Here is a 20,150-nt window from a genome sequence, read left to right as displayed (position 1 = left end):
GCCCGCGCTTGCTCATCGGGTCATTATACCCGTTCGGCGGAGAGGAACGATGCCGCTTCGTTCACGAACGCCGCGGGCGCCTCGAGGTGCGCGTTGTGGCCCGCGCCGGGCACGATGCGCACGGTCGCGCCCGCCCCCTCGGCCGCCTGCGCCGCGAGGGCGCGGTACTTCGCATCGCGCTCGCCTGCCAGGTAGAGCAGCGGCGTACCGCTGGCGCGCAGGTTCCCCAGCGTTTCGAGCGTCGTCGCGCGGGCGGGCATGACGTGCTGGCCGGCGTGCTCGAACGTGCGCGCGAGAGCCCCGGCGTCGTTCGCCAAGCGCCCGGCGCGCAGGCGGGCGCGCGCATCGGAGGGCAGGTCGCGCTGGCTGGCGAACAGGGGCAGCTGCTCCCAGAAGTCCATGAACGCTTCGAGGCCGTCGGCGCGCAGGCGGGCGGCGCAGGCCGCGTCGCGCTCGGCGGCGGCGTCGCGCTCGGCCTGCGTGGCGGGGCCGAAACCGGCCGCTTCCAGGATGACCGCGGAGAACGCGTGCGGGTCGCGGGCCAGCGCGGCGAGCGTCACGCGGCCGCCCATCGAGTAGCCGAGGATCGCGGGGCGTGTGTTGGCCTCAGCTGCGAGCGCGCGGGCGAGGGCGAGCAGCGCGTCGGCCTGCGCGTCCAGCGCGTAGGCGCGCGGGTCGGCGGGGCGCTCGCTTGCGCCGTGGCCCGCCAGGTCGAGCGCGTACACCGGGCGGCCGGCATCCGCGAACGCGCGCGCCACGGCGTCCCACGACGCCGCGCTCTGCGCGAACCCGTGCAGCAGGACGAGGGGCGCAGGCGCGACGCGCGGGGCGACCCGCGCGACGCAGGCCGCGTCGGGCGCGGGGGGCGTGGCGTGGCCCGCGGCGGGCGCGGGCGCCCAGACGCGGTAGGCGTACGCGGTTCCGCCGCACGAGAACCGGCGCGTGTCGACCGCGCGCATCATCGACTCCTCGCCGCGCAGCGACGCAAGCGAGAGCGCTCGGTCGCAAACCCAGGATCTGGCACAAATTGACGGTTTGGGCAGACATTCGACCTCAAATTCGCCGAAACGAGGCGAAGGCGCAGACATATGCCCAGGTCGCACATTTCCGCGTTCGGATTCTTTCGCCCAAACCGTGATTTTGTGCCAGATTCAGCCGTCGGAACCTCCGAAAGCCGGCGCAACCGCGCAGCGCGCATCTCTTCCTCGCCGCCTACGACCAGTACGGGGCGTAGCGCTCGGGGAGGCCCTCGAGAGGCACGCGCACCTCGACGAGCGAGATACCCGGCACGCCGAGCGCTTCGCCGTAGGCCGCGTCGAACGCATCCACGTTCTCCACCAGGCGATACGGCACGCCGAATGCCTGCGCGGCCGCCCCGAACTCCACGTCCTGGGGCGTGAGGAACAGCCGCTCGAAGTACGGGTCGTCCGAGCGCTGCGGAAGCATGTCGAAGATGCCGCCGCCGTTGTTGTTCAGCAGCACGATCACGATGCTGCACGGCGGCGCGCCCAACTCGCGCTGCACGCGCAGCTCACGCTGCAACGCGAGGGCGTTCAGGTCGTGCAGCAGCGTCAAGTCGCCCGTGAGCAGGGTCGTCTGCTCGAATCGCTGCGCCGCGCCGAGCGCCGTCGACACGGTTCCGTCGATGCCGTTCAGCCCGCGGTTGCACAGCACCGTCAGCCGCTTGTCGCCCTTCGGGTAGAACGTGTCGAGGGCGCGCACGCTCATCGAGTTGGCCGCGAACAGGCACGATCCCTCGGGCGCGCGCTCCACCACGCGGCGCACGAACGCGCCTTCGAAACCGCCCTCCACCGCGCCGACCGCCTCGACGCGCCGGCCCGCCTCGGCGTTCGCGCCCAACCAGGCCGTTGCGAACGCGTGCTGCCGGTCGCTCATGATGCTTTCGCGCGCGAGCCCGCGCATCGCCGAGAGCAGCGTCTGCGACAAGTCGAGCGGCGTGCAGCGTAGATGCAGGTCGGTCGCGCAGTTGAAATCGCGCGTCTCCAGCGGGTCCACCACGATGCTGACGGCGTCTGCGGACGCGAGGAACGTCGTGGCGCGCTTCGACACCGGGTAGCGTCCGAAGCGGATGACCACCTCGGGCGTCAGCGCCTCGGTCGGCGCGGCCAGCACGGTGTCGTAGTGGTCGACGACGAGCGCGTCCGACGTGGTACGCAGGCCCGACAGCGGGTCGGCCAGCAGCGGGTACTCGAACGACTCGGCCCAGGCCAGCAGCGCGTTCGCCTCGCCCGCCGTCGCGGACGACCCCTCGCCCGCCACCACGAGCACGCGCCGCCCGCGCAGCATATCGAGCATGCGCGCGGCATCGACGGGATCGAAGTACGTCGGCGGGTACGCCATCCGCAGGTCGGGCAACGCGTGCTGCATGCCGCGCCCGGCCTCGAACAAGCCCTCGACGTGCAAGTCTGGCTTGAGCGGCTCGTCGAACGGGAAGTTCAGATGCACGGGGCCGCCCAGGCAGGCGCCCGCGATGCGCGGCTCTCTCGCGGAGCCCGCAAGCTCCCCGCCTGCGGCGATGCACGCCTCGCGCGCCGCCTGGCGAGCGAACGCGAGGGCGGCCGCATCCGCGGCAGGCTCGGGCATGTGGCGAAACGCGCGCACGTGCGCGCCGTACGCGTTCAGCTGGTCGCACGTTTGCGGCGCGCCCAGGCCTTGCAGCCGCGCCGGGCGGTCGCCCGTCAGCACGATGAGCGGCACGCGGGACGACTCGGCCTCCATCACGGCCGGGTAGTAGTTCGCCACCGCCGTGCCGGACGTGCAGATGACGGCCGCAGGATGCCCGCTCGCCTTCGCCAAGCCCAGCGCGAAGAACGCGGCGCCGCGCTCGTCAACGTCCACGAACAGCCGCATGCGCTCGGGAAAGCGGCGCGACAGCTCGTAGGCCACCATGGCAAGCGGCGTCGAGCGCGATCCGGGGCTCACCACCACGTCGCGCACGCCCCAACGCTCCAGCTCGTCGAAGAACGCGCCCAGGAACAGGGCGCTCGCCGTAGGATCGGCCCTCATCGCGCACCCCCGTCACTCGCATGTCGCCGGTCGTTCGTAACGTCAGCGATGGCGGAGGCGTGGCGTACTTTGGTACGCGAGCCTTCGTCAGCGGCCACAGATCGGGTGCTGCGGGAAGCCGCAGCGTCGACTCGTTCCGTCGGCTGACAAGCCGACGGAACCTCTTCGCCGTCGAACGCCGACAGCACGGTTTTCAGCTTCATGCCGATCTCGTCGTACTCGTCGTCGGCCACGCTGCCGGCCACGATGCCGCAGCCCGCGTACACCCAGCCCACTTCGCCATCGAACACGCCCGTGCGCAGCGCCACCGAGAACTCACCGTCGCCCGCGCCGTCCACGTAGCCGCACGCGCCGGCGAAGAACCCGCGGTTGTACGACTCGATGCTCCTGATCAGCATCTGCGCCTCGCCCACCGGCGTGCCGGCCACGGCCGGCGTGGGATGCAGATCGTCCTTCATCGTCCACAGATCGACGCCCTCCAGCATGCGCGCGCTCGCGGGCGTGCACAGGTGCTGCACGTGCGTGAGCGGCAGGATGCCCGGCTCCTCGGGAACCTCCACGTCGTAGCACGTGCGGTGGAACACCTCGCGGATGAACCGCACCACGTAGTCGTGCTCGGCGCGGTTCTTCGCGTCGGCCATGAGCTCGTCGGCCAGCCGCGCGCGCTCATCCTCGCTGGAACCGGCGGGGCACGTGCCCGCCAGGCACATGCTCTCCACCTCGCTGCCGCGCTTGCGCACGAGCAGCTCGGGCGTGCAGCCGCAGAAGAACACGTCGGCGTAGCGGTACAGCAGCACGGTGCCGCGCGCGGGTCCGTCGATGAGATTCACCAGCAAATCCTTCGACGAGAACGGCTCGAACGCCTCGAGGCGCTGGCGACGCGACAGCACCACCTTGCTGATGCGGCCCCGCTCGATGGCGTCGAGCGCCCGCTCCACATTGGCGCGCCACACGGGGCGCGGGTCGGGCTTCAGCTTGAAGGGAATGGTGCGGCGGCTGCGGCGCGGCGCGCCCAGCGCTTGGCGCGCGAACCGCTCGATGCGGCCGGGGTACACCTGGCTCAGCGAGTTCACCTGCAAGTACGCCCCGCGCTCGTCCTCGATGAGAATCACTTCGGGCAGCATGAACTTCAAACGCGGGAACGCCTCGAACAGCTCGTCGCTGGGCGCGGGGTTCTCGGCGTCGAAGCGGTTGAACGAGAAGAAGACGGGCTGCTGGTCGGCGGGGCCTTCAAGCTCGCATTCCACGCCGTCGAGCGTGGGCAGCGCGATGCAGCGCCCCATGCCCATGAAGCGGACGGGGCGGTCTTTGCGATAGTAGACGAACTGGTCGGTGAAGCCTTTTTGCAGCACGCAGTACGCGTCGACGATATCGGCTTCGATCGGTTGCGTGTATGAAAAGATCTTCGTCATAAAGGCCTCTCTCGCTATCGCCGTCCCGCGCTCGGCACCGAACAGTCAACCAAATCGTGAGTGAATCGCATTCTAGCACGACGGCCTCTATACTGATCCTATCCTGCGGCGGACGCGAACCTCCGCCCCTGCAAGCACGCAAGAAAGGCACACTATGAAAAAGTTCTTCGAGGAGTTCAAGGAGTTCATCAACCAGGGAAACGTCATGGATCTGGCCGTGGCGGTGGTTATCGGCGCCGCGTTCACCGCCATCGTGAACTCGGTGGTGAGCGACCTCATCATGCCGATCATCTCGCTGGTGACGGGCGGCATCAATTTCTCCGACATGAAGATCCCCCTGGGCGACGGCCCCGATGCCGCCGCGTTCACGTACGGCAACTTCATCAACGCCGTCATCCAGTTCCTCATCATCGCGTTCGTGGTGTTCCTCATCGTGAAGGCCTTGAACAAGGCGCGCACGCTGACCACCCGCGGCCAGCACGCCGAGGAGATGGAAGCGCCCCACTGCCCGTTCTGCCTGGAAGAAGTGAACGAAGGTGCCACGCGCTGCCCGCACTGCACGGCCGAGCTGCCCGCGCCCGCCGCGTCCACGCCGAAGATAGGCTAGCGCACCGGTTCGTAGTCGAGGGCCGATTCCTCGCCCGTGGCTTCCAGCTTGAAGATAACCGGTCGCAGGCCGTCGTTGCAGCTGCACACGGCCACGCCCGGTTTGCGAATCCAGTCGCCGTAATAGAACAGGCCGCCGTCCTGACCCACGCCGTGCGCCAGCGCGAACACGTACTGGTAGATGGCCTTCCACGCCTCGTCGCAGAAGCCCTCGGGCTTCGCGTAGTCGGCGTGAAACACCTGGCCGGCCTCGAGCATCGGGCACGCCTTGAGGCCCTCCACGCCGAACTCGGCCGCCAGCTCCTCGTCGAGCGTCGTCTTGAGCACGGTGATCCTCACCTTGTTCATACGGTCTCCTCCAGATCTTCCTCGTCGGTCACGGCGCGCAGGATGAAGAATCCCGCGATGCCGGCGATCAGCGACGCCGCCAAGATGGCCGCCTTCGCCATGGCGATCATGTTCGGATCGACGAACGCGAGGTTCGTCACGAAGATAGCCATGGTGAAGCCCACGCCGCCCAACACCGACACGCCCGCGATATGGCCCCAGTTCACGCCGTGCGGCAGGTCGGACAGCTTCAGCTTCACGGTGAGCCACGTGGCCAGGAAGATGCCGAGCGGCTTGCCGAACAGCAGGCCGCAGAACACGCCGATGGTCACGGGGTTCGTGATGATGGACAGCGGGTCCATGCCCGTCAGCACCACGCTGGCGTTCGAGAACGCGAACAGCGGCAGGATGAAGAAGTACACGGGGATGTGCAGGCGGTGGTCGAGGCGCGTGATGGGCGGGATGGACAGGCGCGACACGCGGCCGATCTCGGCCACCTCGGACAGGTACTCCTTCTGCACGATGTCGGGCTCGCCGGGATCGTAGCGGTCGTCGGCGCGGCGCGCGCGTGCGGCGAACCAGCCCGGAGCGCGGTCGAGCTTCACCTGCGAGCGCGCCGGGATGGCAAGCGCCATCAGCACGCCGGCGATGGTGGCGTGCACGCCCGACATGAGGAAGCACACCCACATCCCCAGGCCCACGAGGATGTAGGGCAGCAGATCGTAGATATGCAGCCGGTTGAACACGAGCAGCACGGCGAACAGGCCCAAGCCGCCGGCCAGCCACGCCACGTCGAGGTTCGCGGTGTAGAAGATGGCGATCACCATGATGGCGATGATGTCGTCGGCGATGGTGAGCGTCGAGAGGAACGAACGCAGCCCCGCCGGGATGCGGCTGCCCAGCAGCGCGAGGATGCCCAGGCAGAACGCGATATCGTTCGCCATGGGGACGCCCCAGCCCTGCTCGAACCCGCTGCCCACGTTCACCGCCGTGTACACGAGCGCCGGGACGATGGCGCCGCCCGCTGCGCCCAGGATGGGCAGCAGCGCCTTGCGCGGGTTCTTGAGCTCGCCCGCCGTCATCTCGAACTTGATCTCGAGGCCCACCAGCAGGAAGAAGATGGCCATGAGGAAGTCGTTGATGAAGTGCTCGAGCGAGAGGTGCGGCGCGAAATCGCCGAGGGAGATGCCGATGTTGAACGAGTGCCAGAATTCGGCGAAGTACGGCAGCACCGGCGTGTTCTCGATGATGAGCGCCGCCACGGCCGCGGCCAGCATGAGCATGGTCGCGCGCGTGGACGAGTGCGTGAACTCGAGCAGCTTGCGCTTGCGGCGGTGGTGGCGCCGCACTTCCGGCTCGAGGATGCGCTCGGTAGGCGAGCAGGTGGGATCGCCGCTCAGGCAGGCGGGCGGCGTTTCTTCGCGAGGAGCGCTTTCGCGTTCTTCGCGCGCGTCGGTGTTTTTCTCTGATGTCATAGGTAGTAGTATACGAAACGGGCCGTGACCTCGCGGCCACAGCCCGGTAACGAACAGAAGATTTTACAAAGCCGGGCTCGCGCTAACGGCCGCTCGCGCACGTGGGGACGCGATCTTCGCGATAGACGCCGTGCTTCACGCGATCGGACTCCTCGGCGGTTTTCGCGTCGTTCCAGCGATCCATCGTCCCCACGAGATAGCCCGTGATGCGGCGGATGCGATCGAACGGGACGGGTGCCAGCTCGTAGCGAATGCCCACGTCCTCGCCGTCCACCAGCAGCGCGAGGCCGGTCACGGCGCTGTTCGGATGCTGCAGCGCGCCGCGCTCGAGGTAGGCGCGGATCTCCGCCTCGGTCACATGCTGGTCGTTCTCGTTGGTGTAGCCCACCAATACGTTCACGCCGTCAACGGTCAGCCGGTCGTTCACAACCATATCGCCCATCGGGTTCGTCGTGTCCATAACCGCTTCCATACCGCACTCCTTACTGCGTTTGTTGCTTGTTCTTATATGTTACATTTATAGTACCATTTAATGAGGAGGGGCGCTAGGGGCAGGGCGCAACAATCCCCCAACGGCTGCGGCAGGCGAACGGCAGCGTGAGCCCGCGAGCGGCAGACGGCGAGGCGCGGAGCCGTCTGATGCACCGTGCGCGACGGGACGGATCGCGTCCGCGGGTCCGTCCCGCCCTCTTCGGCCGTGTCGTCGTTTCCTCGCGCATCCGGAGGAACCGCGGGTGGCGCGAAGCTGCATCCGGCGAGCAGGGGTACGCGTCAGGGGTTCGAACGGATGTTTCACGTGAAACATTTTGGGGTGGACGCACGACGGGCCCCTCGATGAGGGGCCCGTCGGGATGCGCGGCTGCGTGGAACTCGGTGCTTTACAGCGAGAAGTCCTCGTCGCCGTTGAAGACGTCGAGGGCGTCCTCCACGGAGTAGTCGGCCAGCGTGATGGCGCTGATGGCCTTCGTCAGGCGGACCGCTTCGGACAGCGAGCGCTGGTGGATGTTGCGGCCGGTGGCGTTGCCCACGGCGCCGCCGGTGTGGATCTGGTCGTACAGCTGCGTGAGGAACGTCTCGGCGTCGACCGTCGAGCCGCCGGCGCACACGAGGCCCGTGCGGCCGGACGCCATCGTGGCGATCTTGAGCGCCTCGGCCGGCGCGGTGCCGTCCTCGGGCTTCGGCGGGTTCACCTTCACGAAGTCGGCGCCGAGGCACAGGGCCACGCCCGCCGCACCGGCGATGAGCGCCGGGTCCTTCTCGGCCTTGACGGCCTTGCCGCGCGGGTAGATCCACAGCACGACCAGCAGGCCGTTGGCGTGGGCCTGGGCGATGAGCTCGCCGGCCTCGGCCATCATGGTGGACTCGTACTCGCTGCCGAGGTAGATGGTGTAGCCGATGCCCACGATGTTCACGCCCGCCTCGCGCATGGCCAGCACGGCGTCCAAATCGTAGAGCTGCGGCGAATAGGGGTCGTCCTGGCTGCCGCCCACGATGTTCGTCTTGGAGTTCATCTTCACGAGATAGTTGATCTCGGGATAGTCGGCGGCGTACTGAGCGATAAGGCCGCGCTGGCCAGCCAACACGCCGCACACGCCCTGGCGGCCGATCTCGAAGAGGTGCTGCGGCTCGGCGTCGGCGATGTCGATGCCCTCACCGTAGAAGTCCTTGTTGAGGTGCTCGATCTTCTGATCGCACGCGAACAGCATGAGACGGCCCGTTCCGCGGGTTGCCTTCATGAAGTTCTCGATGTACTCGTCACGGGATTCCGGCATGACGTCGGCCGGCACCCTCACCTGGTCACGAGTGATTTTGGGCATGGTTTCCTCCTTATAGGATCCAACTCAACGGATGAGGCTCAACGCCTTATCGATAGGGACATTCTAGCGAAAAAGGGAAGCGGGGCGCTCCGTTTCACTGAAAAACCCGTGAACGAGCCGCCGATTCGCGCGAAGCGCGAACAAGGGCACGCGACAGACGCAGAACCTCGGGGGACGAGGGCGCGGGATGTTTCACGTGAAACATCCGTTCGCGCTTCGCTTCGGGCGAGCGTTCCCCCGCTGAAACGTGGGCGCAAAAGGGCAGTCCTGACAATGTTACCTGAGGCGAACTCATGTTGCAGTTGCACCAGGGATCTTGCGACCTGGGCATATGCCGAATGCGTTTCGGACAATCTCGAGCAGGCGACCTGAAATCCCGCCCGAAATTGTCATGGCTGCCCTTTTGCGCCCACATCCGCGTGGCAGGGCGCCGTCGGCTCGCGATCGGCCGTGGGTGGATTCGGATGTTTCACGTGAAACATCCGTTCGCGCGCAGCGCGAACACGGGATGGAGATGCCGGGCGACACCGGGGCGGGAGCGAAGCGACCCGCCCATGCGCCCGCAGGGCGCATAAGGGGCTCGCAGGTTGGGGCGCGCAGGAGCGAAGCGACCTGCGCCTCGCGCGCAGCGCGAGGGTGGGCTCGCGGGTTGGCGTAGTGAGTCAGCGAGGGCGGTTCCGCGGGCCTGCCGGCCCGCGGAACAGAACTAGAACCACTCGCGCTTGTTCAGCACGTAGATCTGCTCGAACTCGGTTTGGGACTTCGTGAGGTACAGGATGCCCTCGATGATGGCGATGACCCAGATCACCCACGACGCCAGCGAGAACGTCAGCACGCCGCCGATGATGGTGACGGCCAGCATGATGAAGCCGGCGGTGTTGTAGCCCAGGTAGAACTTGTGGATGCCGAACGCGCCCAGGAAAATGGCCAGCAGGCCGGCGGCCACGTGATCCTTCGTCGTGACCATGGGCTGGCTGTACGGCTGCTGGTAATACGGCTGCTGGTAGCCGTAGTAGGGCTGCTGCGGCGGCACGGCGCCGGGGCCGGCATGCGGCGGCGTCTGCGGCGCGGCGTAACCGGGAGCGGCATAGTAGCCAGGCGCGGGCTGGCCGGCGGCCGGGGCTGCGCCCGCGGGCTGCGTGGGAGCGGCGGCTGCGGCGGAGGCGTCAGTCGGCAGGGGCTGCGTCGGGGCAGCCTGCGGAGCGGTTGCGGCCGCAGCCGCGGGGGCAGTCGCCGGAGCCGTCGAGTACGGCACCCAAGCAGGCTCCGGCTCGGCCGGCTCGGCAGGCGCCGCGGCCGCGGCCTCAGCCGGCGCTTCCTCCGCACGCGCGGGTTCCGCGTCGCACGAGACGACCGCCACGTCCTCGACCACGACGGCCTCGACCTCGCCCGTCGCCTCATCGACGACCACGGCGGCTACCGTCTCGCCTTCGACAACGCACGCATCGTCGGACGTCGAGGCCAGCTTCGCCTTCGCGGCTTCCAGTTTTTCCTGAGCGGCCTTGAGCTCCGCTTCAGCAGCGGCAACCTCGTCCGCTGCGCTATTCAAAGGTTCGTTGGTGGCCATAAGGACCTACCTCTCATCCTGCGTTTCTGCGTCGGTATCCTTTATCGCCATAGTAGTGCGCGCCGAGGCGCGCGAGACGGTTTCGTCACAATACCGTAAACGTCGTTCAGTATTTCTTAAGGTATGGGAAGATGCTGACGAAAAGCCTGATCGCACCTAGTTCTTCTTATCCGAATGCTTCTCGAGCAGCTTCATGATGCGCTCGCGGAACACGATGCCCAGCACGGCGATCACGGCCGCCACCGCGAAGATGATCACGCTCTCCATGAGGCGTCCGTCAGCCAACCCGTCGGCCGCGTACGTGGACACGACGATGCCCGGGATGCGCCCCACGTTCGACAGCAGCAAAAACGTGCGCATCCGCATATCCGTCAGCGGCACGAGGTACGTGAACACGTCCTTCGGCAAGCCGGGGATCAGGAACAACACGAACACGACGATGTTGAGCTTGCCGGTCAGCTCGAACTTGCGGAACTTGTTGAGGTACTGCGTGGGCACCATGCTCTGCACGAACGGCGCGCCCAGCTTGTGCACGAGCGCGAAGATGAACGCGCTGGAAATGACGCACCCCACGAGGATGACGAGCGCGCCGACCCACGGGCCGTACAGCAGACCGGCCGCGATCTGCACGACCTCGCCGGGAATGAACGCCACGACGATCTGCAAGAACTGCAATCCCAGCAGGATGAGGAACCCGACGGGCCCCGCATCGCGCACGTCGGTGATGATGCGCTCGATGCCGCCCTCCTCGAAAAGGTCGCCGAAGTACGGCCACAGCAGCACCACGATCAGCACCATGATGGCGAAGAACGCGATGAGGCCGGCGAACTTGAAGATGTCGGCCTTTTCGATTTTACGGCCGGGTTTTTTCTCGTCAGTCATCGTGGCGGGCCTTGTCATACTCCTCTTTGAAGGCTGCGAACATGTTCTTCTTGGGCGCAGGCTTCTTGGCGGTCGTCGTCTTTTTCTTCGGCGCGGTCGTCGTCTTGGGCTTCGCGGGCACGGCAACGTCTTCGACAGCGTCCTCGGCCTCAACCTCGTCCGGCGCCGCAAGCGCCTGGTCGTCGGAATCGGGCTTGGTGCCGCGCGCCTTGTCGTACTCTTCCTTGAAGCCGGAGAACATGCCCTTCGTGGCGGCGATCTGCTTGCCCGTGGCGTACGCGCCCTTGTTCACCACTTCGCCGGTTTTCTTGGCGGCCTCGCTGACCACGGGCTTCGCCTTGTCCACCGTGGTGTGCACCTTATCGACGGCCACGGCCGTGGCCGCGCCCGCCTTCTCGGCGACGCCGCCTTCCGCCACGAGATCCTTCGCCGCGTCGTCCACCAGCATCGCGCCCAGCACCACCTCGTCGGTCTCGCGACCTTCGGCGCCCACCTGCGCGAGCGCCACGCCCATGCCGCGGCGGAACCCCCTGACGAGATCGGCCGGAATGGTGCGCTTGCCCAGCAGCGCGTTGGCGGTGGCGCCGGAATCGGTGTCGAACGTGTCCACCGCGCCGGTGATGCGGTTGAACGTGACGTTGCCCACCATGCCCAGCGACGTGCCGTCCTCGGTCATGACGGGAAGCCCCACCCACAGCACGCAGTCGTCCCAGTTGACGCCCAGCGCCTTGCATGCGGCCTTGTCGGTAGCCTCGGGAACGTCGCGGATGGCGATGCGGCCGTCCACGATGTCGTAGCCCTCGATGGACACGAACTTGTCCTTGCGGCGGAACATCCACAGCAGGTCGGGGCGCTTCACGATGAATCCGATGCAGCGCTTCTCTTTCGGATGGAACACGAAACGGCGCACCTTGCCGATGCGCTTCGTGCCGTTCTTGCCGCCCACGACGCGAACGCCCGTGAGCTCATGCGTGGTGATGAGTTTGCTTGCCATGACCTTCTTCTCCACTCGGCAACCTGCGCATTTGCCGCGGCTCGCACCGCGGCCCCCCAGCGCCGTTGTCTGTCGAATACTCAGGAAGCGGCGAGCGGTGCGGAGCTTGCGCTCTCGTCACCTGCCTCGCCGCTTCGTGATGAATGCGTTTGGTTACTTGTCGTCGCCGGAGATCTTGTCGGCAGCGTCTTCGGCCTTGTCCTTCACCGTGTCGGCCACGTCCTGCGCCTTGTCCTCGACCTTGTCGACGGCGTCATGCGCCGTGTCGGCCGCCACGGGGATGGTGTCGCTCACCGCGTCGTGCGCCTGCTCGGCGTTCTTGGCAACCTGCGAGGCGATACGCTGGCGCGCCGCTTCGATCTTGTCGCGCAGCTCGTCGTTCTTCTGCGAGAACGCCGGTTTGATGTTGTCGGCGGCTTCCTGCACGCGCTGCGACGCCTGGCCGTACAGCTCCTGGCCCTTCGCGGCCACGTCCTGCACCACTTCCTGACCCTTGGACGTGGCATCCTGGTACGCATGCTGCACGTTGGCGCTGGCCTGGGAGCCCAGCTCCTGCGCCTCGCCCCACGCCGTGTTCATCTTATCGGTGACCATAGCGCGCGTTTCCTGACCAGACCGGGGGGCGTACAGCAGCGCGACAACCGCGCCGGCCAACCCACCAGCCAAAAATGCTCCAAATTTGTTGCCCATGACGGCCTCCTTCGGGATGTTTGTCTGTCCGTCCATTATAGGGGCACCCGCCTGCCCCCATGAGGGAAAACACGAGCGCTCTACGATTTTGCTGCCGTTTCGTTGCTCGCCGATTGTCCTACAAACCCATATCGGCTTTGAGCTTCGCCAGCTCCTCGTCCACCGCCGCGTCGCTGCCCGCGTTCGCGTACTTCGCCTCGAGCTCAGCCGCCGTATCGACGGGCTGCTGGTTCAGCTCGTTCATGGCGTTCGCGCGGTCGAGCATCTGGTCGGCCTTGGCCTCCATGCGGTCGAAGGCGCTCATGGCGCCCTCCGCCTTGTCGGCGCCCGAGGTGAACTCGTTGACCTTGTCCTGGGTCTTCGCCACGGCAACCTTGGCCTTGATCCCCTCGCGGCGGCCCTTCAGCTCTTCGATGTCGTCCACCAGCTTGTCGTGCATCTGGCGCATCTTGGAGGCGTTCTCGTGCGCGGCCTCGTACGTGGCCTGCAGACCGGCGGCCTTCGCCTCAAGCTCCTGCTTCTTGGCGAGGAACGCACGGGCGTCGTCCTCGTTACCGGCTTGCAGCGCCTTGCGGGCCAGGCCGTCGTACTTCTCCATGTCGGCGGCGCAGTCGTCCGCGAGGCGCTTCGTGCGCGCCTCTTCCGCCATCACGCCGGCCGTCTCCTGCTTCACTTCGGCCAGGTTGTCGGTCAGATCGCGCAGGTACTGGTCGATCATCTTGGCGGGGTCTTCCGCCCGGTCGAGCAGCTCGTTGATGTTCGCTTTCACAATGTCGGTGAATCGGTCCAGGATGCCCATCGTTGTTCTCCTCTTCTAAGGTTGTATCGTGCTCCCCGCACCGTCGCGAGGCTGTTCCTTTTGGTCGGACTGCTCGTACTTCTCGGCCAGATCCTCGATGCTCTGGTCGCTGAACTTCTCCAGGGGCGTCCGCAGCAGCTCCTCCTGGTACGCACGTTGGCGCTCGCGATCTTCGCGGCGGCGGCGCACGAACCAATACACGACGTAGGCAGCGAGCGGCACGATGATCAGGACAGCACCCACAACGGTGTCCCCGGAATCGTGGGGCTCCTTCATGATCTCGTCAGCCGTATCGGAGAACGCCTTGGAGAAAATCTCCTCCTCGCTGAGGGAGCGATCGTTGTAGTACCGGTCGAGGTTGTCGCCCAGCAGGTCCACGGCTTCGGTATCCATCACGGCGCGCGCGTCCGATCCCATCGTGTAGCCGCAGTTGAACGAGCCGTCGCCGTCGTCGCAGAACACCAACAGGAAGTGGCCCTCGTCCGAGAACAGCTGGTCGTAGCGCTCTTCCGCGATGCCGCGCAGCTCGGACGTGGACGTGGAGGACCCGTTCGGCAGGATGTACACGTACGGCTGCACGCCCGTCGCGCGGTAGAACGAGCGCAGACCGTCTTCGAGTTTGCGGTCGCTGCGAATCCAGTCGCCGTCCTCGTCGGTGTAGTAGTCGGTTTCCGTCGTGGCCGACGAGGGAAGCGCCTCGCGCACGACGACCTTGTTGCCGTACGCGTCGACCCCGTTGCGATCGTCGAGGACGGTCGAGAACGCGGTCGCCGCGAATATGACGATGAGGATGATGGCGACGATCAGGCAGCCGGGGCCCTTCCGCTTGGGCGCGCCGGACGAGGACTGCTGCGCAGGGGGCGTAGCGGTGGGAGGCGTGCCGGACGTCGCGGTAGGAGGCGTGCCGGACGTCGCGGTGGGCGGCACGCTCGTAGGCTGGTTTTGATACGGAACCTGGTACTGGTTGGGATACGCCGAGGGCGCCTGGGGCACCTGTTGCGCGGGCGGAGCTACGGGAGCGGGAACGGGAGCGGGATCGGGCGCAGGAGCGGGCGGGGCTTCGTAGCGCTCGTCCCGACGCTCGCTGCGCGTCGCGTTGATGATGATGGGCATGATGGAGGGCAGGCGGAAGCCTCCGCCGCCTCCCGAGCCGAAGCCGCCGCCGCTCGATCCACCCGAGCTGCCCGAGCCGCCGCTGAAGCGGCTTCTGCCGCCGGAGCCGCGCGACCCGCCCGAGAAGCCGCCGGAGGAACGTCCTCCACCGGAGAATCCGCCCGACGAACGCCCGCCTCCCGACGAGCCGCCGCTGCCTCCTCCGCCCGATCTTCCCATGACGCGTCCCCCTCAGCTTCGAACCGGTTCTGCGGCCATTGTAGCACGGCGGCTTCGGCGGCTACCGAACAAGCGGTTTCCTTCAACTCCTATGCGTATTGGCTGACCAGCTCGTTGAGGACGCTGGGCAACGACAGCCCGGCAGCCTCGCAGGCAGCCGGGAACAGCGACGTCTCGGTCATGCCGGGCGACACGTTCACCTCGAAGACGCGCGCCTGGGCGCCGTCCCATATGAGGTCGATGCGCGCGAGGTCGCGCACCTGGTAGGCGCGATACACCTCGAGGGCGGCGCGCTCGATTTCGGCGCGGATGGCCTGGGCGTCGGCTTCGTCGTTCGACAGCGACGCGGGGCGCACGGGCGCGTGGTACTCCACCGCACCCGGCGTGAGGCGGGCGGTCGTGTCGTACAGGCCCTGCTTCGCGACCACCTCCACCGGCGGCAGCGCGTAGGCGTCCCAGCCGGAGCCCAGCACGGACACGGCAAGCTCCACGCCCTCGATCCACTGCTCGATGACCACGGCGTCGTCGAACGACAGCGCGTCGAGCACCGCTTCGCCCAGGTCGTCGACGGAGTCCACGCGATGCACGCCCAGGGCCGAGCCGCCGTGCGCGGGCTTCACCGCCACGGGATAGCCGCCGATCACGCGGTCTTCCACCAGGTCGAGAGCCGTCGCGGCACCCATGTCCTTGAACGCGTCGCGCGCGATGTAGAGGCCCTGCGGCCAGTACGCCACCGGCTCGTCGCCGGTGATGGCGCGATAGGCGGCCATCTCGGAGTGCATGGAATCCTTGTTCCAGGCACGCTGGCACACGCTGGAGGGCGAGCCGACGAAGGGGATGCCCACGAACTCGAGCAGGCTCTGGATGGTGCCGTCCTCGCCGTGCTTGCCGTGCAGGGCGCTGTAGCACACGTCGGGACGTTCGCTGCGCAGCGTGGGGACGAGGTCGGACGTGGTGTCGAGCGGCACCACCTTGTGGCCCGCCTCCTCGAGTGCGGCGCACACGTTCTTGCCGCTGGCCAGGGAAAACTCGCGCTCGAACGAGCTGCCGCCCATCAACACTGCAACTTTCATGGGGTACTCCTTTGGGACGCTAGGGATGCTAGGGGTGCTAGGGACGCTAGGGACGCTATTCGGGTTTGATCGCTCCGGCTTCCAGGAAGGCCCGGTAGAGCTCGAGGCGCTCCTCGATGACGGCGGCGAGGCGGCGCACCGCTTCGGCGATGTTCTCGGGGCTTTCGTAGCAGAACGCGATGCGCATGCTGTTCTTGCCGCTGGTGCCGTCGGGGAAGAAGCCGTCGCCGGGCGTGTAGGTCACGCCTCGGTCCAGGGCCGCACTCAGCATGGAACCCGTGTCCACGTAGCCGGGAAGCGTCACCCACACGAAGAAGCCGCCTTCGGGACGCGTCCACGTCGCTTCGGGCGGGAAATGCTCCTCGAGCGCGGCCAGCATGGCATCGCGCCGCTCGCGGTACGTCTCGACGAACGTCTGCAGCGTCTTCTGCCACGGGGTGTCGGTAAAGTAGTGCTCGACCACCACCTGGTTGAACGCGCTGCCGCACAGGTCGGTTCCCTGCTTGACGAGGTTGATCTTCGCCAGCACGTGCTTCGGCGCCACAATCCAGCCGGTGCGCAGGCCGGGCGCGAACACCTTCGACACGGTGCCCAGGTAGATGACGTCGTCGGACAGCGCCTTGAGGGGCAGCACGTGGCCGCCGTCGTAGCGCAGGCGCCCGTAGGGATCGTCTTCCACCACCATGAACCCGTATTCGTCGGACAGCTCCAGCAGGCGCTTGCGCCGCGCGGGCGCCATGGTCACGCCGCCGGGGTTCTGGAAGTTCGGGATGGTGTAGAGGAACTTGAGCTGCGGGTTGCCCGCGCCGATGCGCTGCAGCTCAGCCTCCAGGAGGTCCATCCGCATACCCTCGTCGTCGAACGGGATGCAGCGGATATCGGGCTCGTAGGCGCTGAACGCCTGCAACGCTCCCAGGTACGTGGGGCCTTCGGCCAGGACGATGTCGCCCGGGTTCACGAACGTCTTGGCGATGAGGTCGAGCGCTTCCTGCGCGCCCGAGGTGATCATGACGTTCTCGGGCTTGGCGCGCACGCCGATGTCGCGCATGAGGTCGCAGAACACGCGCTTCGTCTCCGCACGACCGTCGGTGGAGCCGTACTGCAACGCCACCGCGCGCTCGTCGTCGCAGGCCGCGTGCGTGGCCGTGCGAATGGCGGCTTGAGGAAGCAGCGATACGTCGGGCATGCCGCCGGACAGCGAGATGATGGCGGGGTTCGACGCCGCGGCGAACAGGTCGCGCACGGCGGAGGACCGCATCTTCGTGACGCGTTCGGCGATTTTCTCGCCCGTCTGGTCGAATGTCAGGTGAGCCGAAGTCATGGGCGTCAGCGTACCACCGCGGCGTTGAGAAACGCAATCGCATCGCGAAAAGCGCGCAAAGCGACCAGATCATCGATGAAGCTCACCTCGATGCGCGCGCGGCCCGCGCGCTCGTCCGTCCATTCGGTGGTGCCCACGAACACGGCGTCACGCTGGGCTGCGGCCTGCGTTTGCAGGTCGATGACCAGGTGCTCCAACAGGTGCGGCAGCGACGTGCCGTTCATGACCGCAGCGAAGGTGTCGCCCTCGTCGTTCACGCAGGCATGGCGCGGCACGTGCGGATGCGCGACGCATACGCGCTCCATGAGCTGCGGGGAGGTGCGGTGCGGCGTGCCGGGCGCCAGCGCTACGTCGCACACGAGGCGGTCGGCGCGCACGGTGAGGCGCTCGATGGCGAGCGGGGCTGTGTCGCAGGCGCTCACGCCGGCAGGTCGCTCACGTCGAACACGCCGCTGGGGGCGCTCGACGTGCCGGCGTCGTCGTTCTTGCCCGCGTCCGTGGACTCGGGGGCGGCGTCCGGCGCGGACGTCGATCCCGCATCGGACTCCGGCGTGGTTTCGGACTCGGGCTTCGATTCGGGAGCGGGCGTGGCTTCCGGCTCGGTCGTCGGCTCGGGGTCGGGCGTCGGCTCCGGCTCGGGCTCGGGCTCCACCGGCGTGCCCGTTTGCGGCGTGGCCGCCGCATCGTGCGACAGGCGATCGAGCACCGTGTACCCGTCGCCCGACGGAGGCTCCTCCTGCGGCTGCCCCTGTATCGCGCGCACCAGCTGGTCGAACTGCCAGGCGATATCGTCCGCCAGCGTGGAGAGCCACGAGTAGCCGTCGCCGTCGGTGATCACCAGCTGCGAGCGGTCGAGCGAGAAGCGGTAGCGGCCGGAGCCTTCCATGTTCCCGAACGTGAACGCGATGGTCTTCGCGCCCGTGTCCAGCGTGTATGTCCAGCTCACGTCCTCGGTGAGCTTGATGGTTTCCCCGTCGATGACCACGACGGCGGTGGTGCCGTGGGTTTGCCACTCGCCCAGGAACTCGCGCGCGTCGTCGTAGCGCAGCCAACGGTCCCACGAGAACCCGCCCACCGCCAGCAGGATGACCAGCAGCACCGAGCCCGTCACGACGAGCGGCCAGCGGCGCTTGCGCGGCTTCGCCGCCGTCCCGCGACGCTCCCGCCGCTCGCGCGCGCTCTCGACCGACGCGTCGGCCGCGCTCGCAGCCGCATCCGCCCCGGCACCCGTCGCGGCCCCGGCCGCACCGGCGACGCGCGGCGTGGCGCCCGTGCGCCCCTTCGCCTTCGGCGGCGGCGCGTCGGTGCGCTTGCGCGGCGCGATGCGGCCGGACGCCTCCGGCTTGGCGGCGTCCGTCACGGATGCGGCGGTATTCGATTCCCTGGTTCGTTTACGCTTCGTTGCCACGCTGGTCGTGTCCTTGGCCGGTCCCGGTCGATTCGCCTGCCGCTACTCGGGCGCGATGACCTCGACGCCGCCCATGTAAGGCACCAGCACGTCGGGCACCTTGATGGTGCCGTCGGGCTGCTGGTAGTTCTCGATGACGGCGGCCATCGTGCGGCCCACCGCCAGGCCGGAGCCGTTCAGCGTGTGCACGTAGCGCGAGCCCTTGAAGTTCTCGGGGTCGCGGTACTTGATGTTCGCGCGGCGCGCCTGGAAGTCCGTGCAGTTCGAGCAGGACGAGATCTCCTTGTAGCCGTTGTACGACGGCAGCCACACCTCGAGGTCGTAGGTCTTGGCGGCCGAGAACCCGATGTCGCCCGTGCACAGGCTGATCACGCGGTACGGCAAGCCCAGCAGCTGCAGGATGTTCTCGGCGTCGGCCACCATGGCCTCCAGGTCGTCGTAGCTCTCCTCGGGCTTGGCGTACTTCACCATCTCCACCTTGTCGAACTGGTGCACGCGGATGAGCCCGCGCGTGTCGCGGCCGGCGCTGCCCGCCTCCTCGCGGAAGCACGGCGTGAACGCGCAGTACTTGAGCGGCAGCTGGCCGGCGTCAAGCATCTCGCCCGCGTGGATGTTCGTCAGCTGCACCTCGGCCGTGGGGATGAGGTACAGGCCCTCGGTGGTGTGGAACAGGTCCTCCTCGAACTTCGGCAGCTGGCCCGTGCCGGTGAGCGTCTCGGCGTTGGCCATGGCCGGGCACCACCATTCCTTGTAGCCGCGCGATGCGTGCGTGTCGGCCATGAAGTTGATGAGGGCGCGCTCCAGGCGAGCGCCGAGGCCGCCCAACAGGATGAAGCGGCTCGCGGCCAGCTTCACCGCGCGCTCGAAGTCGATGATGCCCAGCTCGGGGCCCAGGTCCCAGTGCGGCTTCATCTCGAAGCCCTCGGCGGCAAAATCGCGCGGCGTGCCCCAGCGGCGCACCTCGGGGTTGTCGTCCTCGTCGTCGCCCACGGGCGTGGAGTCGGCCGGCATGTTCGGCGTGCCCAGCAGCAGCTCGCGCAGGGCCTCGTCGGCCGCTTCGCGATCCTTGCCGATGACGGCCAGCTCGTCGTTGATGGCGCGCACGCGCTCCTTGGCGGCTTCGGCCTCGTCCTGCTGGCCGGCGGCCATCATCTGGCCGATCGACTTCGACGTGGCGTTGCGCTCGGCCTGCAGCGCCTCTTCCTTCGCGATGGCGGCGCGGCGGGTCTCATCGAGCTCGGAGAAGCGCGACGCGTCCCACGAAGCATGGCGGTTCTTCATCGCCTCGGCGACGGCTTCTTGGTTGTCGCGGACAAATTTGATGTCGAGCATAGTCGCGCTCCTTCACGATGGGATACGGTAATCTCTTTAGTATACCTCACGGGCGCAACGCCCCGTCGCACCTTCACGCACCCGGCAT

19 protein-coding genes are annotated in these 20,150 nt (G+C 67.4%); 1 reads left to right on the top strand and 18 read right to left on the bottom strand.

Translation table 11 applies throughout. The features are described 5' to 3' along the window. Positions 1–23: 23 nt before the first annotated feature. From H8S61_RS10990 to H8S61_RS10980, 3 genes are all read right to left on the bottom strand, one after another. The gene (locus tag H8S61_RS10990; RefSeq protein WP_186939014.1) at positions 24–962 is read right to left on the bottom strand and encodes an alpha/beta fold hydrolase; all 939 of its coding nucleotides are present in this window, start codon (positions 960–962) and stop codon (positions 24–26) included. A 250-nt stretch (positions 963–1,212) separates the two neighbouring features. Beyond that, complete coding sequence (menD, locus tag H8S61_RS10985; protein ID WP_186939013.1) at positions 1,213–3,027, bottom strand: 2-succinyl-5-enolpyruvyl-6-hydroxy-3-cyclohexene-1-carboxylic-acid synthase; 1,815 nt, start codon at positions 3,025–3,027, stop codon at positions 1,213–1,215. Continuing rightward, the gene (locus H8S61_RS10980; RefSeq protein ID WP_186939012.1) at positions 3,024–4,439 is read right to left on the bottom strand and encodes an isochorismate synthase; all 1,416 of its coding nucleotides are present in this window, start codon (positions 4,437–4,439) and stop codon (positions 3,024–3,026) included. The genes menD and H8S61_RS10980 overlap by 4 nt, the downstream gene beginning before the upstream one ends. Before the next feature lie 154 nt (positions 4,440–4,593). On the opposite strand from H8S61_RS10980, the gene mscL reads away from it, so the two are divergent. Beyond that, positions 4,594–5,046: a large conductance mechanosensitive channel protein MscL gene (gene mscL / locus H8S61_RS10975; protein WP_160940939.1), complete on the top strand. Its 453-nt coding sequence runs from the start codon at positions 4,594–4,596 to the stop codon at positions 5,044–5,046. On the opposite strand, the gene H8S61_RS10970 is transcribed toward mscL, so the two are convergent. The 15 genes from H8S61_RS10970 to serS form a co-directional block, all read right to left on the bottom strand. Further along, a complete protein-coding gene (locus H8S61_RS10970; RefSeq protein ID WP_186939011.1) occupies positions 5,043–5,393 on the bottom strand; it encodes a TIGR04076 family protein in 351 nt (116 codons plus the stop codon). The genes mscL and H8S61_RS10970 overlap by 4 nt on opposite strands. Continuing rightward, positions 5,390–6,847 (bottom strand): Na+/H+ antiporter NhaA, encoded by a 1,458-nt coding sequence (gene nhaA, locus H8S61_RS10965; RefSeq protein WP_255466570.1) that lies wholly within the window; start codon positions 6,845–6,847, stop codon positions 5,390–5,392. The genes H8S61_RS10970 and nhaA overlap by 4 nt, the downstream gene beginning before the upstream one ends. An 82-nt stretch (positions 6,848–6,929) precedes the next feature. After that, complete coding sequence (gene nrdD, locus H8S61_RS10960; protein WP_160940937.1) at positions 6,930–7,319, bottom strand: anaerobic ribonucleoside-triphosphate reductase; 390 nt, start codon at positions 7,317–7,319, stop codon at positions 6,930–6,932. 406 nt (positions 7,320–7,725) lie between these two features. After that, positions 7,726–8,664 carry a beta/alpha barrel domain-containing protein gene (locus tag H8S61_RS10955; RefSeq protein WP_154332488.1) on the bottom strand — a complete coding sequence of 313 codons (939 nt, stop codon included), beginning with the start codon at positions 8,662–8,664 and terminating at the stop codon, positions 7,726–7,728. Between the two features lie 706 nt (positions 8,665–9,370). After that, positions 9,371–10,231 (bottom strand): TM2 domain-containing protein, encoded by an 861-nt coding sequence (locus H8S61_RS10950; protein WP_186939010.1) that lies wholly within the window; start codon positions 10,229–10,231, stop codon positions 9,371–9,373. Positions 10,232–10,387: 156 nt separating this feature from the next. After that, positions 10,388–11,113 carry a TVP38/TMEM64 family protein gene (locus H8S61_RS10945; RefSeq protein WP_235904798.1) on the bottom strand — a complete coding sequence of 242 codons (726 nt, stop codon included), beginning with the start codon at positions 11,111–11,113 and terminating at the stop codon, positions 10,388–10,390. Then, entirely contained in the window at positions 11,106–12,107 is a 1,002-nt protein-coding gene (locus H8S61_RS10940; RefSeq protein ID WP_186939009.1) for a PRC-barrel domain-containing protein, read from the bottom strand. Before H8S61_RS10940 ends, H8S61_RS10945 begins: the two co-directional genes overlap by 8 nt. A gap of 153 nt (positions 12,108–12,260) precedes the next feature. After that, entirely contained in the window at positions 12,261–12,797 is a 537-nt protein-coding gene (locus H8S61_RS10935; RefSeq protein WP_186939008.1) for a YtxH domain-containing protein, read from the bottom strand. 118 nt (positions 12,798–12,915) lie between these two features. Beyond that, positions 12,916–13,596, bottom strand: coding sequence for a PspA/IM30 family protein (locus H8S61_RS10930; protein WP_154332492.1), 681 nt, complete (start codon positions 13,594–13,596; stop codon positions 12,916–12,918). 15 nt (positions 13,597–13,611) lie between these two features. Further along, positions 13,612–14,928 (bottom strand): hypothetical protein, encoded by a 1,317-nt coding sequence (locus H8S61_RS10925; RefSeq protein WP_186939007.1) that lies wholly within the window; start codon positions 14,926–14,928, stop codon positions 13,612–13,614. Between the two features lie 89 nt (positions 14,929–15,017). Beyond that, entirely contained in the window at positions 15,018–16,001 is a 984-nt protein-coding gene (locus H8S61_RS10920; protein WP_186939006.1) for a D-alanine--D-alanine ligase family protein, read from the bottom strand. 55 nt (positions 16,002–16,056) lie between these two features. Continuing rightward, positions 16,057–17,322, bottom strand: a complete 1,266-nt coding sequence (locus H8S61_RS10915; RefSeq protein ID WP_186939005.1) for an aminotransferase-like domain-containing protein — start codon at positions 17,320–17,322, stop codon at positions 16,057–16,059. A gap of 5 nt (positions 17,323–17,327) precedes the next feature. Next, positions 17,328–17,744 carry a cyanophycin synthetase family protein gene (locus H8S61_RS17740; RefSeq protein ID WP_186939004.1) on the bottom strand — a complete coding sequence of 139 codons (417 nt, stop codon included), beginning with the start codon at positions 17,742–17,744 and terminating at the stop codon, positions 17,328–17,330. Further along, complete coding sequence (locus tag H8S61_RS17735) at positions 17,741–18,730, bottom strand: hypothetical protein (protein WP_366458276.1); 990 nt, start codon at positions 18,728–18,730, stop codon at positions 17,741–17,743. The genes H8S61_RS17740 and H8S61_RS17735 overlap by 4 nt, the downstream gene beginning before the upstream one ends. A gap of 42 nt (positions 18,731–18,772) precedes the next feature. Continuing rightward, positions 18,773–20,062 (bottom strand): serine--tRNA ligase, encoded by a 1,290-nt coding sequence (gene serS / locus H8S61_RS10900; protein ID WP_186939003.1) that lies wholly within the window; start codon positions 20,060–20,062, stop codon positions 18,773–18,775. Between the last annotated feature and the right edge of the window lie 88 nt (positions 20,063–20,150).

Source organism: Eggerthella hominis, assembly GCF_014287365.1.
GTDB classification, from domain to species: domain Bacteria; phylum Actinomycetota; class Coriobacteriia; order Coriobacteriales; family Eggerthellaceae; genus Eggerthella; species Eggerthella guodeyinii.
This window is presented reverse-complemented; position numbering and strand designations above follow the sequence as displayed.

What these genes read in the sequence shown, in the direction of transcription:
- H8S61_RS10980 (WP_186939012.1), bottom strand. Translation starts at nt 4,439, where the DNA reads ATGACGAAGATCTTTTCATACACGCAACCGATCGAAGCCGATATCGTC.
- menD (WP_186939013.1), bottom strand. Translation starts at nt 3,027, where the DNA reads ATGAGGGCCGATCCTACGGCGAGCGCCCTGTTCCTGGGCGCGTTCTTC.
- H8S61_RS10945 (WP_235904798.1), bottom strand. Translation starts at nt 11,113, where the DNA reads ATGACTGACGAGAAAAAACCCGGCCGTAAAATCGAAAAGGCCGACATC.
- H8S61_RS10970 (WP_186939011.1), bottom strand. Translation starts at nt 5,393, where the DNA reads ATGAACAAGGTGAGGATCACCGTGCTCAAGACGACGCTCGACGAGGAG.
- H8S61_RS10925 (WP_186939007.1), bottom strand. Translation starts at nt 14,928, where the DNA reads ATGGGAAGATCGGGCGGAGGAGGCAGCGGCGGCTCGTCGGGAGGCGGG.
- H8S61_RS10950 (WP_186939010.1), bottom strand. Translation starts at nt 10,231, where the DNA reads ATGGCCACCAACGAACCTTTGAATAGCGCAGCGGACGAGGTTGCCGCT.
- H8S61_RS10955 (WP_154332488.1), bottom strand. Translation starts at nt 8,664, where the DNA reads ATGCCCAAAATCACTCGTGACCAGGTGAGGGTGCCGGCCGACGTCATG.
- nrdD (WP_160940937.1), bottom strand. Translation starts at nt 7,319, where the DNA reads ATGGAAGCGGTTATGGACACGACGAACCCGATGGGCGATATGGTTGTG.
- H8S61_RS10935 (WP_186939008.1), bottom strand. Translation starts at nt 12,797, where the DNA reads ATGGGCAACAAATTTGGAGCATTTTTGGCTGGTGGGTTGGCCGGCGCG.
- H8S61_RS10915 (WP_186939005.1), bottom strand. Translation starts at nt 17,322, where the DNA reads ATGACTTCGGCTCACCTGACATTCGACCAGACGGGCGAGAAAATCGCC.
- H8S61_RS10940 (WP_186939009.1), bottom strand. Translation starts at nt 12,107, where the DNA reads ATGGCAAGCAAACTCATCACCACGCATGAGCTCACGGGCGTTCGCGTC.
- nhaA (WP_255466570.1), bottom strand. Translation starts at nt 6,847, where the DNA reads ATGACATCAGAGAAAAACACCGACGCGCGCGAAGAACGCGAAAGCGCT.
- H8S61_RS10930 (WP_154332492.1), bottom strand. Translation starts at nt 13,596, where the DNA reads ATGGGCATCCTGGACCGATTCACCGACATTGTGAAAGCGAACATCAAC.
- serS (WP_186939003.1), bottom strand. Translation starts at nt 20,062, where the DNA reads ATGCTCGACATCAAATTTGTCCGCGACAACCAAGAAGCCGTCGCCGAG.
- H8S61_RS10920 (WP_186939006.1), bottom strand. Translation starts at nt 16,001, where the DNA reads ATGAAAGTTGCAGTGTTGATGGGCGGCAGCTCGTTCGAGCGCGAGTTT.
- H8S61_RS10990 (WP_186939014.1), bottom strand. Translation starts at nt 962, where the DNA reads ATGATGCGCGCGGTCGACACGCGCCGGTTCTCGTGCGGCGGAACCGCG.
- mscL (WP_160940939.1), top strand. Translation starts at nt 4,594, where the DNA reads ATGAAAAAGTTCTTCGAGGAGTTCAAGGAGTTCATCAACCAGGGAAAC.